Origin of the sequence: Corynebacterium nasorum (assembly GCF_022345765.1) — a bacterium.
Taxonomy (GTDB): Bacteria; Actinomycetota; Actinomycetes; order Mycobacteriales; family Mycobacteriaceae; genus Corynebacterium; species Corynebacterium kefirresidentii.
Genome location: NZ_JAKRDR010000002.1, coordinates 40,266 through 56,747 on the forward strand (window position 1 = coordinate 40,266; position 16,482 = coordinate 56,747).

The following is a 16,482-nucleotide window of genomic DNA, read 5'->3' on the forward strand; positions in this document are numbered from 1 at the left end:
GTGGAAGTCCCTACGTATGCGTGGCACCATGGGAGAATAGTGATTCCATTATTATTAGGGACATTACAAGGTTTAGATAAACGCGAGGAGAATTAATCGTGAGCAACGATGGACTGTATACCGACGGTACTGATCAATTTGCACCGAAGGTGAACTCGATCCCATTGAGTGACGTGGATACGTCCTCGTCCGAGACCTCGGTAGGCCAGCTGGTCTCCAACGCCACCGAGCAGATGTCCCAGCTCGTACGCTCCGAGGTGGAGCTGGCTAAGACCGAACTGGCAGAGTCCGCAAAGAAGGGCGGAATTGGCGCTGGTCTCTTCGGCGGCGCTGGCACCATCGCGCTGTATAGCTCTTTCTTCTTTTTCTTCTTCCTGGCAGAGCTCCTCGCCATCTGGCTGGACCGCTGGGCAGCGTTCCTGATCGTCTTCTTGATCATGATCGTCCTCGCCGGCATCTTGGCCTTTGTTGGTCTGAAGAACGTCAAGCAGGTGAAGGCGCCGCAAAAGACCATTGACTCCACCAAGGAGCTCAAGAACCTGGTTCCGGGCAAGGCACAAAAGTCTCTGGACCGAAAGACCACCCACGGCCTCTACACCTAAACCGGCAGGCGCCACGCACACGCAGCACGCCACGCAGTCGTGCTCCCCTCTATCCGCCCTAGCTAGCCTGGGGCGGATTTTGTGTACTTTCCCCTATCCTCTACCGTTTCTGCCCCAACTATAGAAAGGCGGCACCATGGCCTTTGCACCCCTGCCTCCCTCAACGGTGGAGCTGGAGGGACCTTATGCGCATGACTTCGTCCATACCCGCGGCATCCGCCTGCACGTGGCCACGGCGGGAGAGAGCACGCAGCCACTAGTGGTACTCATCCACAGCGCCTTTGGTGGGTGGTTCGACTATCAAGACGTCATTGCGCCGCTTGCGCAGCGCGGCTTCCACGTCGCGGCGGTAGATATGCGCGGCTTTGGCATGTCCGATAAGCCACCTATCGATGCGGGGCAAGATATTCGTACCTTAGTGGGCGATATCAGCGGGCTCATCCAAGCCTTGGGCCACGACGATGCCTTTGTGGTCGGTGCCGATACCGGCGGCGCGGTGGCTTGGTGTTTAGCCGCTGAGCGCCCCGAGCGGGTACGCGGATTAGCTTCCATCTCCGCCGCCCACCCGGTGGATCTGCGCCGAGCGATTGCCGCCCGGCCGTGGGATTTTGGGTGGATTAACCTGCGCTCGCTGCTGTGCCGCCTACCCCGCGTTACCCGCGCCCAGAACCTGCTACTTAGTCCGCGCGCCTACCGCAAGGAGTTGGAGCTGGATACGGGGCCTTCGCTTAACGGAGCCACCTTTGACCGCATCCTCGATCTACGCCTGCGCGCCTCCCGGATCGGCAGCGTTCGGCGCGGAATCTTGTGGAACCACCGTATGCGCACCGCCGTTGTCCCCCTGAACTGGGTGGAACTGACAGTGGAACGACCCGTCCTTTTCATCCACGCCCAACAACGGCTGTGGAATCCCGTGGTCCGTCGCGCCGCCTTGCGCGCCCGCCACGGTTTTACCGCCACGACCGTGCCCGGTGCGAAGAACCTACCTCACGTGGAAGCACCGGCGGAGTTCGTCCCTACGCTGGGGGCGTGGCTCCAGGAAAATAGCTAATGGGCCACGCACTCACCGGTATCGACCGGGTGGGTAAGTTGCTCGACGTCCCCGATCTGACTGTTGACTTCATCAGCGGTGAGCGCATAGCCCGTCTCAGAGTCATCTACCGAGGCGCCAAAGACCACGCCTAGGACCTCGCCGGCCGTATTGACCAGTGGGCCGCCGGAATTTCCTTGCTGGATATTGCCGCGAACGGTGTAGGAATCGCGCTCCACATGCCCGTGGGAGTAAATATCCGGACCAGAAATGGTGATGCGATCGCGCACACGCGCCATCTCGGCGTCAAAAGGCCCGGAATGCGGGAAGCCCATGACCATCGCATCATCGCCCGTCTGGGCCGGGATCTGGGCCCACGGCAGCGGATCGATGCCGAGGTCGCGCGAATGCAACACCGCCACGTCCACGTCTGGGTTGTAGTAGACCACGGTCGCGTCTTTAAGCCCCAGCTTAGTATCAAGGCGCACGGTCTGTGTGCCGGCCACCACGTGGGCATTGGTGATCACGTAGTCATCGGCTGCCACGAAGCCGGACCCCATGAGGCGGCGGGAGCACTCTTCGGCGTCGCCAAGCACGTGAATGATAGAGGGCCGCATGCGGCGCACCAGCTCCGGGTCCTGCACGTCTGGGTCCGGCTCTTCTACCTCCTCGGTGCTAATAGAGTTTTGCCACGGCGACACTAATGGCGGCAGGCCGGACTCATTAAGCATCGCCGCCACGCCATTGGGCAGCGCCGCTACCCGCGCCGGCGCCGCTGAGTTGAGGTTGCCCAGAATGCGCGAATCGCGCAGGCCCTGACCGGCCGCACCACCCAAGTTGGTGGCCACAGGGATAGAAATCAGCCAAATAACCACCAAGGCGGCAAAGGCTTGGAATACCGCACCCACCGCAGAATCGAGGCGCTGTGTCTTGCGCGCCTTCATGCGGTCGCGCACGCTGCCGCCCAGAGAGGAGCCGATGAGCTGCCCGATGCCCACGAATAGCACCAAAATTCCTACCAAGAGCAGCAAGCGCAACGAGGGCTGATCCACCAGGCGCAATGCGGCAGGTGCCACGGCAATGCCCAGCACTACCCCAGCACCCACTCCGATGGAGGCCAAAACTGCCGCGAGGGCACCATTGCGCCACCCACTAAGTAGCGCCAACAGGACGGCGACCACAATCAGGCCGTCAACGATAAGCGCAGGAGTCATGGCTATGGATTCTTTCTATTTGGGGGTTAAGACGTACACGTACCGCGGCACAAGCGGTTAGGACATCTTCTCATTATTGCGGGAGTTTTTGAGGGAGTCACGCAGGTCCATGACTGAATTATTATCCCAAGGAACACTCCACCCAGAGTGCTGCAAGAGGGCCGAAAGCACGCCGGCGGTAAACCCCCAGATGACATAGCCATTGGCATGAAATGCTGGTCCTTGCCATTTTCTAAAGCCCACCACGAAGCGATTGCGTGGATCGACCAATTCCCGGATGGGTACGAGAAAGACGTCATCGGTTTCATCAGGGCTGGCGGGATAGACCTCCCCCGGCTGGTTCCAATGCGCCAGGATCGGGCTCACGGGATTGCCGGTGGCACGGATATGCAGTTGGCTCCACTGCTCTAATGGGGTCACGGAATTACGCTGCAGGTCCGTTTCTTCCCAGGCTTCCCGCAGCGCAGTATCCACTAGCGAGGTATCACCGGGATCTCGGCGGCCGCCCGGGAAAGCGATTTGTCCGGAGTGTGAACGCATGGACGGCGAGCGGTGTGTGAGCAAAATACTGCCCTCCTCCGCGCTTTCGCCGCTAAGCAGCATAAGCACAGCCGCCTCCCGTTTGACCGGCACCTGCGCAGTAGTGCCATTGAGGGACGAAGCCTGCCGGTTGCCTATGAGCTCTTGCACCTGGCTCGGATCTACCCCCAACGCTGGCTTGAGCCATTCTGGTGTGCACTCGGGACGAAGTTGGCTCATGCCGCAATCGCCTCTTTCACGGCCTGTTCAATCTCCGCTGCGGAGCTAAACGGCTGTGCAAATTGCTTGCGCACTTCGCCGTCCTTGAGCACCACTGTCACCGGAACTACGCCTGGCAGGCTCAACTGACCGGAAAATTTATTATCCGCATCCTGGAAGCTCGGCAGATCCACTCCCACGTCATTCAAGAAAGCTGCACCGTTTCCCGCGTTCTTATCCGCGTGCACACCCACGACCTGCCAGTCTGGGTGCGTCTCCGCCACCTTTTGCAGATAGGGAAGCTCCGCGCGGCACGGCTCGCACCACCACGCCCACACGTTGACCACGCTCACACCTTCATCGGCACGCTTTCCGGTGGCCTTACCGCCCAAGCAATCCAGCTCTACCCCAGCTACGGTGCCGGCTGGACAGTCTGGACGCTGCGGGACTTCTTGCGGAGCAGCCTCGGTTGGCACTGCCTCCTCGGCTTCGTCCCCACCCCGCAATTGCGAGACCCCCACTACGGCGATAACGGCAATGAGGATCGCGGCAATCACCGTGCCAAGGACGTAGTTCTTCATGCCTTAAGCCTAGCGCCCACTAGCCGCTGGACACATATCCCGCAGCACGCATGCACCGCACTCCGGCGTGCGCGCATGGCATACCTGGCGCCCATGAAAGATGACGCGGTGAGAAAACATTGTCCACTCTTCTTCTGGCAGGAGCTTGGCGATGTCCCGCTCAATCTTTAGCGGCGTCGTCTCCCCTGTGAGCCCGAGCCGCTGCATGAGGCGGCCGAAGTGCGTATCCACCGTCAGCCCCGGAATCCCAAAGGCATTCCCAAGCACCACCAGCGCGGTCTTACGCCCCACGCCGGGCAGGCTGGTGAGCTCCTTAACCGTGCGGGGAACCTCGCCTTGAAAATCTGCCACCAGCTTCTCCCCTATGCCCAAAAGGTGTCCCGCCTTAGCTCGTTGAAAACCCAACGGGCGCAGGATGCGCTCCAGTTCCGACCGCTGCGCTGCTGCATAATCCGCGGCCTCGGGGTAGCGGGAAAAGAGTTCAGGGGTCACCGAGTTCACGCGCTCATCCGTACACTGGGCAGAAAGCACCGTGGCTATCAAAAGCTGCAGCGGGGAGTCATAATCCAAGGCACAACGCGCATCTGGATACTCCTGTGCCAAACGCCTATTTATCTCCGGTGCCCGTAGCTCCGACGCGCTGGCCGCTGACAGTGCTGAATTCATGGCATAAAGCTTAGTAGACTAGGAAAACATGATTTCACTTGTGATTCTGGTACCGCTTGCGATCGCCCTTTTCGCCCTCCTGATGGAAAAGCTCGAGGCAGTTGTTTTCGCTGACTAAGCCGCAAACTCGCTGGCCGGAGTTGTGCCTCTAGCACGATCAGAGTTTCTATAGTGTGACAAAAATTCACTGAAGTACCAAAAGTGACCAATTACACTGTAAGATGAAACGCGTTACACAGTGACCCCGCTTGTTCCGCATTGTCGAGTGCATGAAAGACCGCACCCAGATGTGGCGCAGGCGCATCTATGGACTTTCGTAGTCGACATCCAAGGAGTAAAACGTGGAAGGCGTACAGGACATCCTCTCCCGCGCCGGAATCTTCCAAGGCGTTGATCCCGTTGCAGTGCAGCACCTCATCGAGCAGATGGAGACCGTGCGCTATCCGCGCGGAACCACCATCTTCGACGAGGGCGAACCTGGTGACCGCTTGTACATCATCACCTCGGGCAAGATTAAGCTCGCTCGCCACGCCCCGGACGGCCGCGAAAACCTCCTGACCGTCATGGGCCCATCCGATATGTTCGGCGAGCTGTCCATCTTCGACCCGGGCCCGCGCACCTCTTCCGCAGTATGCGTGACCGAAGTTCAGGCGGCCACCATGAACTCCGAGCTGCTCAAGAAGTGGGTTGGTGACCACCCCGAAATCGCACAGCAGCTGCTACGCGTCTTGGCACGCCGCCTGCGTCGCACCAACGCCAACTTGGCCGACCTCATCTTCACGGATGTTCCCGGCCGCGTGGCAAAGACTTTGCTGCAGCTGGCCAATCGCTTCGGCGTCCAGGAAGGCAGCGCCCTGCGCGTAAACCACGATCTCACCCAGGAAGAGATTGCCCAACTGGTCGGCGCCTCTCGTGAGACCGTCAACAAGGCGCTCGCCACCTTTGCCCACCGCGGTTGGATCCGCCTCGAGGGCAAGTCCGTGCTCATTGTCGATACCGAGCACCTCGCCCGCCGCGCTCGCTAAGTAAGCGCGAGCTCGCCACACCCCCGCTTAAAGCGGGGGTTTCGCTGGTTTTCGCCCCCTTGCCCAGCATTACGTGGAGGCCAGCCCCACTTCCCTGGTGCACCAGCGCAGGGGCTAAAACAATTAAGCCCCTTTTCCTACTAGGAGGAAAAAGGGGCACATATGGAGATACGGCTTATTTAGTCTTGCCGTCCAAATACTTCAGCGCGGTGCGAGTGGACTGCTCCGCAGCGTGGCGTAGTACCGGATCCACATCATCGTACATCTCGTTGACCAGGGTATTCAGATCTACATCCTCACCCAAGCGGGCGCGGATCTCCTTAATCTGATCAAGGCGGTAGTGGCGGCGGTCGATATACTTGCGGGCTACCTGGGACGTGTCATCCAAATCTGGGCCGTGCCCTGGGAACAACGCGATATCCTTACCGCGCTCCTCTAGGGTATCCAAGGTGTGCAGATAGTCGGCCAAGTTTCCGTCCGTCTCCGAAAGCAAAACGGTGTGACGGCCTGCGATGGTGTCACCGGAAATAATGCCTTCGAGGCGGGAGTTTCCTACTTCACCGCTCCACACAAAAAAGCAGGTGGAGTCCGCGGTATGGCCAGGAGTGTGAACAACCTCGAGGCGAGGGGTGATGCCATCGAGGGAGATATGCTCACCATCCTGCAGCGCCTCAGCACCGTTGCAGTAACTCGGATCGAATGCGCGAATGGGGGCGCCGGTCATCTGCCGCAGGCGCTGCGCGCCAGATGCGTGATCATCGTGGCGGTGAGTAATCAAAATCAATGCCACCTCACCTGCGTTGCGGTGCACAACGTTGAGATGGCCTTCATCCTCTGGACCCGGGTCTACGACGATCGCCCGGGAGTCTTCAGCGGCGCGAATAATCCACGTATTCGTACCCTCAAGGGCGGTGTAGCTGGGGTTATCACAAAGGACTACGCCAACGGATTGGCTGACGGGACGCAATTGACTATATGCAGGGTGCTCCATAGTTACTAGCCTATCCGATCAAGCAGCAATTTCTACGATTAGTTCGATCTCTACCGGCGCGTTTTTAGGCAACGCAGCCACACCAACGGCGGAGCGAGCATGCGTTCCGGCATCCCCAAAGACTTCACCAATGAAATCCGAGGCGCCATTGATAACTGCTGGCTGATCTGCATAGCCCGGATCAGAAGCCACGAACCCCACAATCTTTAGCACGCGGGAGATATTATCTAGGCCCACCTCAGCATCGATGGCGGCGAGCGCATTGAGCGCCGCGATACGGGCCTGTTCTTGGGCTTGTTCCGTAGTGATTTCGGCACCAACCTTGCCGGTCAGCGGCAAGGTTCCCTCCACGAGGGGAAGCTGACCGGAGGTCCAGACCTGATTTCCTACGCGCACGGCTGGTACGTAGGACGCTAGCGGCTTGGCGACGCCCGGTAGCTCGTACCCCAGCTCCTGCAAGCGAGCATGAAAGCCCATTTACTCTGCCACCTCGCGCTTGAAGTAGGCCACGACGTTTTCTGGGTTCGGGCCAGGGGTGACGGTAACCAGTTCCCAGCCGTCTTCACCCCAAGAATCGAGGATCTGCTTCGTAGCGTGGGTAAGAACAGGTGCGGTTGCGTATTCCCATTTAGTCATGGGTCCCATTCTAACTATTAAATACGCCCCACGCCGTCAAAATTCTTAAATCCCGACGAGTTCGCCGCCCTCAGCCAAGTAGTGCGCCCAATCCGTGATGTGAGGGTTCTTGCGCAGCAATGCACGGCGCTGACGCTCGGTCAGCCCGCCCCAAACACCAAACTCGACGCGGTTATCCAAAGCATCGGCACGGCATTCGGTCAACACCGGGCAGTGGCGGCAGATGACCGCCGCCTTGCGCTGTTCTGCACCGCGCACAAAGAGGGCATCCGGGTCACCCTTACGGCATTTAGCCTGGGTAACCCACTCACCACGCTCGGGATTTCGGGCTGTATTAGACATTCCAGCAGTCTTCACACGAACGGTCATGGGTGAGTGTGCTCCTTCCCAGACGGAATACTATGTAACGCGCCTAAGTCTATTCACCCAGGTAGAAGATTGTCTAACACGTCACACTTTAGGGGGTGCGAGTGATCTTCCACCCACCGAGGGCGACCACGTAGTGTATGGGGCGTGACTGTCATCAAATCTTTGGCCAAGATAGCCCTGTCTACGGTCTTGGTAGGCGCGCTGATCGCCCTGGCCCTTGCCCCCTTCGCGGGCATTTCCGGGGTAGCGATTGCCCGTACTAACGAAACCATGCAATCTGACCTGCAAGATCTGACGGCCGGAAATATCCCTGGCGTCACCACCATTAAAGATGCCAAGGGCAAGGACATGGCCTATGTCTTCAGCCAGCGCCGCCACCCAGTGGAGGGCAAGAAGATTTCTAAAGCCATGAAAAACGCCATCGTCTCCATTGAGGACGAGCGCTTTTATGATCACGAAGGCGTAGACTTCCAGGGCAATTTCCGCGCACTGTGGACCAACCTGACCTCGGGTGGTGTCTCCCAGGGTGCTTCTACCATCGATCAGCAGTACGTAAAGAACTACTTGCTGTTGGTTTCTGCTACCACCGATGAAGAGCGTGCCGCGGCCACCGAGCAATCCATAACCCGCAAGCTGCGCGAGATGCGCATGGCTACCAAGATGGATGAGGAGTTAGATAAGGATGACATCCTCACCAACTATCTCAACCTGGTGTCTTTTGGTAACCATGCCTATGGCGTCGAGGCCGCAGCCCGCACCTATTATGGCACCCACGCCTCTGAGCTCACGGTGCCACAAGCAGCAATGCTGGCGGGCATGGTCCAATCCTCTGAGCGTCTCAACCCCTATACCAACGCCGGCGAAGTAACCGAAAGGCGCAATCTCGTCCTGCAATCCATGGCGGATAACGGCTATATCAAGCAGCAGGAAGCGGATAAGTATAAGGGGGAAAAGCTGGGCGTCGGCAAGAAGCCCCAAACGCTAGCCAATGGCTGCATCGGCGCGGGTGACCGCGGTTTCTACTGTGATTATGTCCTGAAGTACCTGGATAAGAAGGGCATTAGCGAAGAACAGCTGGCGCGCGGTGGCTACACCATCAAAACCACGCTGGATCCAACGGTGCAAAATAAGGCCCTTCAGGCCGTGCAAAGCCACACCAACCCGGACGCCCCGGGCGTGGCGGAAGTCATGGACGTCATCAAACCCGGTAAATCGGATCGCAAGGTGCTGGCCATGGTCTCCTCCCGTGACTATGGCTTGGACTTGGACAAGAATGAAACCATCCTGCCGCAGCCCTATTCCCTGGTAGGCAACGGCGCCGGCTCCGTGTTTAAGGTCTTTACCGCCGCGGCCGCGCTTGAGGCAGGCTATGGCATTAAAAACACCGTGGATGTGCCCACCCGCTACGAGGCGGAAGGCCTTGGTCACGGCGGCGCCGCCGGCTGCCCGGCGGACCGCTACTGCGTGGAAAACGCTGGCGCCTATAAGGCCACCATGACGCTGCAGGAAGCACTGGCCCACTCGCCCAATACGCCATTTATCAAGCTCACCGAGCAGGTAGGCGTAGCCCCCATCGTTGATATGGCCGTGCGCTTGGGCCTGCGCTCCTACGATGACAAGGGCAGCTTTGATAAGGACACCTCGATTGCCCAGCACACCAAGGAAGCCAATTCGGGTTCCTTTACCCTGGGCCCAGACCAGGTCAACCCGCTGGAGCTAGCCAATGTGGGTGCCACGCTGGCCTCGGATGGCAAATGGTGTGAACCCAACCCCATCGCCCAGATCACCGATAAGGAAGGCAACGAGGTCTACCTTAAAGAAACCCCGTGTGAGCAGGCGGTGGATAAGGACGTGGCCCGCGCCATGAGCAATGCTTTGTCCGAAGATGCCAAGCAGGGCACGGCCAAAGATGCCGCCCAGGCGGCCGGCTATTCCAGCCCTATCGCGGCAAAGACCGGCACCACCGAGTCCAACCAATCCTCTGCTTTCTTGGGATTCAATGAGGGCATTTCCGCCGCTCCTTATATTTATAACGACGGCACCTCCACCGTCCCGCTGTGTACTGGCCCGGTGCGCCAGTGTGCGGGTTGGGGCAACCTCTACGGCGGCTTGGAGCCGGCGCAGACCTTCTTCAGCATGGCCTCCCAGCTGCCGATAGCAACCAAGGCTGGTCTGCCGAACTACAATAAGAAATACGATAACGGCACCACGGCCGATAAGACCCTAGATGGCCTGCGCGGCAAGTCCGAGGCCGAGGCGCGCCAGGCCTTGGAAGCTAAGGGCTATGTGGTCAAGACTTCCCGCGTCATCGGCGGCGATGTGCCTTATGGCCGCGTAGTTCGCGCCATTACCGGCAAGGATGGCAAGAAGAAGGGGGCAGAAATTACGCTGCAGCTTTCCGACGGCGCCGGGGCCTCCCAATCTCCCTCCTCCGGCGTGGCCGATGCTAACTCCACCGGCACACAAAACAGCACCGGCGGCGCTAATACCGACGGTGCTACTAGCCCGGGCCGCTCGACTGGCGGCACAGGCGGTGACGGTGGAGGGGGCGGATTCTCGCCGGAAGACTTTGGCATCCGCCAAGAGGACATCGATAACTTTGCCAACGATATCCGCAGCCTGCTTGGCCGCTAGGCTCCGCCGCCCAGTGTGGTCTCGCCCGCTCTAGCTCAGCTGGGCTTTGACCTCAGCGGACAGGCGCTTGCCGTCCGCTTGGCCGGCGGCCTTGGCATTGGCCACCTTCATTACGGCACCCATCTGCTTCATGGTGGGTGCTTCGCCGTTTTCGGCTTCGACCTCGGCGATGGATTCCTTCACCAAGGCCTGCAGCTCGGACTCGTCTAGCTGGCGGGGCTGGTAGGCCTCGAAGAAGGGGACATCAGCAAGCTCGGCTTCAGCCAACTCCGGACGCCCATTTTCCTCATAGACCTCGGCGGACTCGCGGCGCTTTTTGATTTCGCGCGCAATTACCTTAAGGATATCGGCGTCCTCCAGCTCGTGCCGGGAGCCGTTAGTCTCCTCGGCCTGGATGGCGGCCAGCAAGGCACGGATGGCGCTGGTGCGCTGCTTCTCCTTCGCCTTCATTGCGGTTTTCAGATCTGCACGGATGGTTTGTTTTAGCTCGCTCATGCCTATCAATGTACGCCAGGTAGGGTGGTAGCCGTGAAACTTTTACGTATTCTTGGCGGCCTCACCGCTGCGGGCCTGGGCGCCGCAGCATGGGGCTATAGCGAACTGACCAAATTCGAGCTCAAGGAATATACGCTCCCCCTGCTGCCCAAGGGCACTCTGCGTGGCAAACCGGAATTTCGGTTGCTCCACCTTTCTGATCTGCACATGATCCCGGGCCAGGAGACCAAAATTGCCTGGGTCTCTGCTCTCGACGCCTTGGAGCCGGACCTCGTAGTCAACACCGGCGATAATCTCTCCGATCAGCAGGCCGTACCCGATACGCTGCGCGCTCTCGGTCCGCTGCTGGCCCGCCCCGGCCTCTTTGTCTTTGGCACCAATGACTACTGGGCCCCGCGTCCGGTCAATCCCTTCAAGTATCTGCTGGGCAAAAAGCGGGAGCCTTCCTATGTGGATCTGCCCTGGCGCGGTATGCGCGCCGCCTTTATGGAGCACGGATGGCGCGATGCCAATCAAGCCCGGCATGAATTCAAGGTAGGCAACGTTCGTCTTGCCGCCGCCGGCGTTGACGATCCCCACCACGATCTGGATGACTACTCCGAAATCGCCGGCCCACCCAACGAGGATGCTGATTTGTCTCTGGCCCTCCTCCACGCTCCCGAACCCCGCGTGCTAGAAAAGTTCGCGGCCGATGGCTACCAGCTCTCCCTGTCCGGCCACACCCACGGCGGCCAAATTTGCCTGCCGGGATCCCGTGCACTGGTAACCAATTGCGGCATCGACCGCGACCGCGTGCAGGGGCTCCACGATTTCGGCCCGATGAAAATGCATGTCTCCAATGGCTTGGGCACCTCCAAATTTGCCCCCGTACGCATCTTCTGCCGGCCCTCCGCCACGCTGCTAAAAATCACTGAGGTGGACTAAACGCAGCCACCTGCCGTTTTGTTGATTGCGCTTAGCTTGCGTTAAAGTATCGAGGTACCGCTTTTCAAGGCGGAACGCCGGGATATGGCGCAGGTTGGTAGCGCGCTTCGTTCGGGACGAAGAGGTCGCAGGTTCAAATCCTGTTATCCCGACCATGAGCCCGCAGCTGTGCTGCGGGCCTTTTCTTTACTAGGCCAACATTCCCGTAAACAGCGCTGCGGCCACCAAGATGGCGGAAAATAGCCACGCAATGGGGAAAGCCAGCTTGAGATATTTACCCATCTGGCCTTCCGCTAGCCCCAACGCCAACCATAATGCGGGTGAGAACGGCGAGACGAAGGTGCCCACCACGTTGCCAATGATGAGCGCGCAAGCCGCACCCATACCGCTGACCCCAAAGCTTTCCACGGTTCCCTGAACAATAGGAAGAACTGAGAAGTAATGGGCATCCGTCGAGGTCAACAAGTCAAGCGGTACGCCAAGCCTGGAAACTACCCCACCCCGATAAAACGGCGGCCGTTGTGCACGGATTCTTGCGCAGAAAATGCAGATAAATACCCCATATATGGGAAACGACGCGGTGCCCCTACAGCGCCGCGTCGTCCCTATTCCCTATCACTCACAACGGATTGGAGAAACCGTTTGCCTACCCCCTAAGTAGGCTTTGTGAGCAAGACCAACTGTAGCATTCACACAATGCAAACGGTAGCGGACACCAAGATTCCCAGTTTCCACCAATATTTTTTATTCTTAGGTCTGCATTTTCAGACCTAATTGACCGAATCTTTAGTTTTTACTGTGGACAAGGCCCACCATTTTGCACTTAACCCAACGAGAGTGACAGCCAACAATACCGCAATCCCAGCCCAGAGGACGGCTTGTTCGCCTTCGTTGCCCGCCACCGTGACAGCCGCGGTAGTCCAATTCAGCGGCAAAAGATTAGAAATAACTTGCCATACCTTAGAAACCCCGGCAATTGCGGCGGATTTCCACAACCAGCCCACCAGTGCGGTCTGGCCGATGCCAAAGAGTGCCGCAAGAATACTGCCGGCAGTAATACCGCACAGGCCTAGCAGGCCACGCGTAATGGCCGTCATAGACAGCGCGCCCAGGAGAAGCGCCACCCCAGCCCAGGCCGCCGCCACGGGAGTAATACCAGTGGCAAGCACGAAGAGGAGGATTTCCCCGATGGCCACCGCAGCCAGCGTTCCGCCAGCCACCATTAGCCAAGGGCGGAACCCTACGTGCCAGGCCACGCCAGCTGCTGCACCTGCGAGCAAGACCAAGGCGGAGATCAGCAGCGCCACAATAGGACTCAGCAAATGCGTCGGGCCTTGGGATGCAGTATGCACCGGCGGCAGGGCACGCTGAATATCGCCCACGTTCGTCTGATTTTGGGCCGCCATGCCGGAGAGCTTGCCGGCGCCGTCGTCAAGCTTGTCCACGCCTTCCTGCGCCTCACCGACGCGCTTGCTAAGCTCCGCTATACCCTCATTGAGCTCTTGCGCGCCCGATACCGCCTGATTCACGCCATCGTGATAGGCGTAGCCATTGACTGCCAACTGATTGGACAGATCGCGCGAGCCGTCCTTGAGCTTCTTGAGCTGGCCAGTTACCGAATTATCCAGGCGGAAACTATTCACCCGCGCGCGGAGATCACCCAGCTGCGCGCGAATATCCTTCGCTTCTTTGGATTTATTGCCTTCTAGATCGTGCATCGTGCCATCGATGGCCTGCAGGATCTGCCCCTGGACGGCCCCGAGGCCGACCACCTGGTCCACAGCGCCACCTACGCCATTGGCCAGCTCCGTGGCGCCGCCACCGAGCGTATTGGTTCCAGACTGCAGCTGATTGAGGCCGGATACCAGTTCTTGGGAGCCCGTCGCCAGCTTGTCGACGCCCCCTCCAAGCTCATCCGCCCCCTTGTTGAGCTCCCCCGTGCCGTCGTCAAGCTGCTTGGCGCCCGATTTAAGCATGCTTGCCTGTGCCTGGGCGCGGCTGGCTGCTTCGGCGGCTTCTTTCACCTCTGGAGAGGAAGAATTTTCCCGTGGCGCGCCAAACGGCTGCGCGGCGCTAGACCAAGCATGGGCAGGTTCCCACTGCGCGAGGCCCGCCACCGTAGCTCCGATAACCAACGGCAGGGCAAGCAAGAAGATCAAGAGGACGCTGCGCCACCGGGAGGGAGACGCAGCGTCTGGGGAAGCAAGGCGTGAGGTCATGGTAATGAACCTATCCTTGCAGGTCACTCCCCTGCTGCAGGCGCGCCGAGCACCCCACATTGCCGATTACTCTAGAATATATGGCATGCCCCACATTTATTCCCTAGCTCCTTCCCGTTACCTTGCCACCGCGGCCTTCGTGCCGCTGTGCTTTGGCCTTGTTGCCTGCTCCAACGACGCCGATACGTCCGCAGAACCCGAGTTTTCCGATGCCACTGCTCTTAGCTCCTCCGCCGAGGAGACCTCCTCCGAAGAAGCCACGAGTGAGGCCACCACGTCGGCAGCCGCAGAGACCACCGCCGAGGCTGAACCTACTTCCGTAGAAGCAGCTCCCTCCACATCCCCCGCAGAAGCAGGCGATAAAGAGAGCGAAGACCAGGCCGCCGCGCCCGCCGATACAGGCCAGGGCGATTGCTCCCCAGAAGCGCTACAACCCACGGCCCCCAGCATGACAAATATCCGAGTCAGTGACTGCGATGGCCAATGGGCGCACTTCGGCAAGGACAGCACGGACTGGACGGCTTGGGCGCGCTACGACAATGGCCAGTGGGTAGCCATTGAGCCCATTGGCGAAGCCACCTCCGGCATGACCGCCCCGTGCTACGACGTAGACAAGTGGGCCGCCGAGGGGGCGCCCGCTTTCCTTACCGAAAATATGCGCCGCTGCGACTAGCCGCACAGCATAACTTCGCCCCCGTACCGCGCTTTATAACTGCGCGATACGGGGGCGGAGTTTTTAGTGCGGAGGGACTGCCGCGGAAGGATTACTTCTTCTCGGCGTAGACCTCACGCACGCGCTGGCCAAGGGCTGGGTGCACCTTAGTCCAGTAGTCGTAAACGCGCTCCTCGGTTTCCTCAGATACACCTGCCATAGCATTGGTGATATTGGTAACCAAGCGCTCCTTGGCGGCGTCATCATAGACGTTTTCGTACAAGTCGCGCGCCTGCACGAAATCATCATCTTCGGAGTGGCGAACGTACGGTGCACGCACCAGATCGCCGCCGTAGGACTCCGGATTGATATAAAGCTCCGCCGCGGTGGTGGTCTCGAGCTGGGAGCGGTCATTCACAGCGGCGTCGTCAAGCACGCCAGTACCCTTTTCATAGCGGTTCGGCGAGTACACCGGATCCTCCGGGGCATTGAAAAGGAACTGCATGCTGCCCTCGTGCTGATAAGTATTGACCTCATCCACATTCTGTGGCTGGTTGACCGGCAACTGCTGGTAGTTCGGGCCAATGCGGTAGCGCTGCTGGTCAGCGTAGGCGAAAACGCGTGCCTGCAGCATCTTATCTGGGGAGAGGCCAACACCCGGCACGATATTGGATGGATCGAGCGCCACCTGCTCAATCTGCGCAAAGAAATTGCGTGGGTTGCGGTTGAGCACGAAGTAGCCCACATCGTGCAGCGGGTAATCCTTCTTGGACCAGACCTTGGTTAGGTCGAAAGGATTAAAGCGATAGTTCTCCGCCTCATCCAGCGGCATGATCTGTACCTTGACGTCCCAGACTGGGTAATTGCCCTCCTCGATGGCGTTGTAGAGGTCCTCGCGGTGGCAATCCGGGTTCTGGCCGGCGGTCGTGGTGGCCTCCTCGTCGGTGAAGTTCTCTACGCCCTGGCGGGTCTTAAAGTGGTACTTCACCCAGAAAGCCTCGCCTTCTTCGTTGACCCACTGGAAGGTGTGGGAGCCGTAACCATTTTGGTGGCGGGTCGACTTCGGCGTGCCGCGGTCACCCATAAGGTAGGTGACCTGGTGGGCAGACTCCGGGTTGCGGGTCCAGAAATCCCACTGCATATCCGCATCGCGCAAACCATTGGTGCCCAGACGCTTCTGGGAGTGGATGAAGTCAGGGAACTTCTGGCCATCGCGAACGAAGAAGACTGGGGTGTTATTGCCCACGATGTCCAGGTTGCCTTCCTCGGTATAAAAACGCAGCGCAAAGCCGTGTACATCGCGCCAGGTATCCGGGGATCCCTGCTCACCGGCGACGGTGGAAAAGCGGCCCATCATCGGGGTGACGGTGCCCTTCTGGAAGACCTTGGCCTTGGTATAGGCGGATACATCTTCCGTAATGTGCAGCTCACCGAAGGCGCCGTGGCCCTTAGCGTGCGGGGTGCGCTCCGGCACGCGCTCGCGGTTGAAGTGGGCAAGCTTTTCAATGAGGTGGATGTCATTGAGCACCACTGGTCCCTGCTGGCCAGCAGTCACCGAGGTGTTCTCGGAAGGAACTGGTTGGCCAGACGGGCGGGTGGTATTGCCCTTGCCAGCGGGGCGCTGGCCCTTGTTCAGGATGTCATCAGCGGTGAAATCAGTCATTTTGCCTCCTGGCAATCAGTGGATATGTACCACCAGTGTGGCA

17 protein-coding genes, 1 tRNA gene and 1 pseudogene are annotated in these 16,482 nt (G+C 59.4%); 7 read left to right on the forward strand and 12 right to left on the reverse strand.

The genetic code is table 11. The annotated features are described in order from the left end of the window. Positions 1 to 98 precede the first annotated feature (98 nt). Together MHK04_RS02060 and MHK04_RS02065 are read left to right on the forward strand one after the other, a co-directional pair. The gene (locus tag MHK04_RS02060; protein ID WP_023020417.1) at positions 99 to 602 is read left to right on the forward strand and encodes a phage holin family protein; all 504 of its coding nucleotides are present in this window, start codon (positions 99 to 101) and stop codon (positions 600 to 602) included. A gap of 136 nt (positions 603 to 738) precedes the next feature. Beyond that, a complete protein-coding gene (locus MHK04_RS02065; protein WP_239207846.1) occupies positions 739 to 1,653 on the forward strand; it encodes an alpha/beta fold hydrolase in 915 nt (304 codons plus the stop codon). Here MHK04_RS02065 and MHK04_RS02070 read toward each other — a convergent pair. Genes MHK04_RS02070 through nth form a run of 4 tightly spaced genes read right to left on the reverse strand, consistent with a single transcriptional unit; the run spans position 1,650 to position 4,831 of the window. Next, complete coding sequence (locus tag MHK04_RS02070; protein WP_239207845.1) at positions 1,650 to 2,846, reverse strand: MarP family serine protease; 1,197 nt, start codon at positions 2,844 to 2,846, stop codon at positions 1,650 to 1,652. The genes MHK04_RS02065 and MHK04_RS02070 overlap by 4 nt on opposite strands. Before the next feature lie 57 nt (positions 2,847 to 2,903). Next, the gene (locus MHK04_RS02075; RefSeq protein WP_023020414.1) at positions 2,904 to 3,605 is read right to left on the reverse strand and encodes an NUDIX hydrolase; all 702 of its coding nucleotides are present in this window, start codon (positions 3,603 to 3,605) and stop codon (positions 2,904 to 2,906) included. After that, complete coding sequence (locus MHK04_RS02080; RefSeq protein WP_239207844.1) at positions 3,602 to 4,165, reverse strand: TlpA family protein disulfide reductase; 564 nt, start codon at positions 4,163 to 4,165, stop codon at positions 3,602 to 3,604. The genes MHK04_RS02075 and MHK04_RS02080 overlap by 4 nt, the downstream gene beginning before the upstream one ends. 9 nt (positions 4,166 to 4,174) lie before the next feature. Continuing rightward, positions 4,175 to 4,831 carry an endonuclease III gene (nth, locus tag MHK04_RS02085; RefSeq protein ID WP_239207843.1) on the reverse strand — a complete coding sequence of 219 codons (657 nt, stop codon included), beginning with the start codon at positions 4,829 to 4,831 and terminating at the stop codon, positions 4,175 to 4,177. 341 nt (positions 4,832 to 5,172) lie between these two features. Here nth and glxR point away from each other — a divergent pair, with 341 nt between their 5' ends. Next, complete coding sequence (glxR, locus tag MHK04_RS02090; RefSeq protein WP_005323128.1) at positions 5,173 to 5,856, forward strand: CRP-like cAMP-activated global transcriptional regulator GlxR; 684 nt, start codon at positions 5,173 to 5,175, stop codon at positions 5,854 to 5,856. 175 nt (positions 5,857 to 6,031) lie between these two features. On the opposite strand, the gene MHK04_RS02095 is transcribed toward glxR, so the two are convergent. From MHK04_RS02095 to MHK04_RS02110, 4 genes are read right to left on the reverse strand one after another with little or no spacing between them, the layout of a single operon-like run. After that, a complete protein-coding gene (locus MHK04_RS02095) occupies positions 6,032 to 6,847 on the reverse strand; it encodes an MBL fold metallo-hydrolase (RefSeq protein WP_023020410.1) in 816 nt (271 codons plus the stop codon). Between the two features lie 18 nt (positions 6,848 to 6,865). Continuing rightward, positions 6,866 to 7,324 carry a RidA family protein gene (locus tag MHK04_RS02100; RefSeq protein ID WP_239207842.1) on the reverse strand — a complete coding sequence of 153 codons (459 nt, stop codon included), beginning with the start codon at positions 7,322 to 7,324 and terminating at the stop codon, positions 6,866 to 6,868. After that, a complete protein-coding gene (gene sp36, locus MHK04_RS02105; protein WP_005323131.1) occupies positions 7,325 to 7,483 on the reverse strand; it encodes a Sp36 family protein in 159 nt (52 codons plus the stop codon). Between the two features lie 45 nt (positions 7,484 to 7,528). Then, on the reverse strand, positions 7,529 to 7,852 hold the full coding sequence (locus MHK04_RS02110; RefSeq protein WP_023020408.1) for a WhiB family transcriptional regulator: 324 nt from the start codon (positions 7,850 to 7,852) through the stop codon (positions 7,529 to 7,531). Between the two features lie 144 nt (positions 7,853 to 7,996). Between MHK04_RS02110 and MHK04_RS02115 the strand changes: the two genes are divergently transcribed. Further along, positions 7,997 to 10,486, forward strand: a complete 2,490-nt coding sequence (locus MHK04_RS02115; protein ID WP_239207841.1) for a transglycosylase domain-containing protein — start codon at positions 7,997 to 7,999, stop codon at positions 10,484 to 10,486. A 30-nt stretch (positions 10,487 to 10,516) separates the two neighbouring features. Here MHK04_RS02115 and MHK04_RS02120 read toward each other — a convergent pair whose 3' ends face one another. Then, positions 10,517 to 10,981, reverse strand: a complete 465-nt coding sequence (locus tag MHK04_RS02120; RefSeq protein WP_023020406.1) for a GatB/YqeY domain-containing protein — start codon at positions 10,979 to 10,981, stop codon at positions 10,517 to 10,519. Positions 10,982 to 11,014: 33 nt separating this feature from the next. Here MHK04_RS02120 and MHK04_RS02125 point away from each other — a divergent pair, with 33 nt between their 5' ends. Both MHK04_RS02125 and MHK04_RS02130 read left to right on the forward strand, forming a co-directional pair. Further along, positions 11,015 to 11,905: a metallophosphoesterase gene (locus MHK04_RS02125; RefSeq protein WP_023020405.1), complete on the forward strand. Its 891-nt coding sequence runs from the start codon at positions 11,015 to 11,017 to the stop codon at positions 11,903 to 11,905. Between the two features lie 78 nt (positions 11,906 to 11,983). Continuing rightward, positions 11,984 to 12,060, forward strand: a tRNA-Pro gene (locus MHK04_RS02130). A gap of 34 nt (positions 12,061 to 12,094) precedes the next feature. On the opposite strand, the pseudogene MHK04_RS02135 reads toward MHK04_RS02130, so the two are convergent. Then, a pseudogene (locus MHK04_RS02135) lies at positions 12,095 to 12,400 on the reverse strand (citrate transporter); the annotation flags it as partial. Positions 12,401 to 12,675: 275 nt separating this feature from the next. Then, positions 12,676 to 14,124, reverse strand: a complete 1,449-nt coding sequence (locus MHK04_RS02140; RefSeq protein WP_239204839.1) for an ABC transporter permease — start codon at positions 14,122 to 14,124, stop codon at positions 12,676 to 12,678. Between the two features lie 85 nt (positions 14,125 to 14,209). On the opposite strand from MHK04_RS02140, the gene MHK04_RS02145 reads away from it, so the two are divergent. Then, complete coding sequence (locus tag MHK04_RS02145) at positions 14,210 to 14,797, forward strand: hypothetical protein (RefSeq protein ID WP_239207840.1); 588 nt, start codon at positions 14,210 to 14,212, stop codon at positions 14,795 to 14,797. Between the two features lie 91 nt (positions 14,798 to 14,888). Here the strand turns inward: MHK04_RS02145 and MHK04_RS02150 are convergent, their stop codons facing one another. Continuing rightward, positions 14,889 to 16,439 (reverse strand): catalase, encoded by a 1,551-nt coding sequence (locus tag MHK04_RS02150; RefSeq protein WP_200288362.1) that lies wholly within the window; start codon positions 16,437 to 16,439, stop codon positions 14,889 to 14,891. Between the last annotated feature and the right edge of the window lie 43 nt (positions 16,440 to 16,482).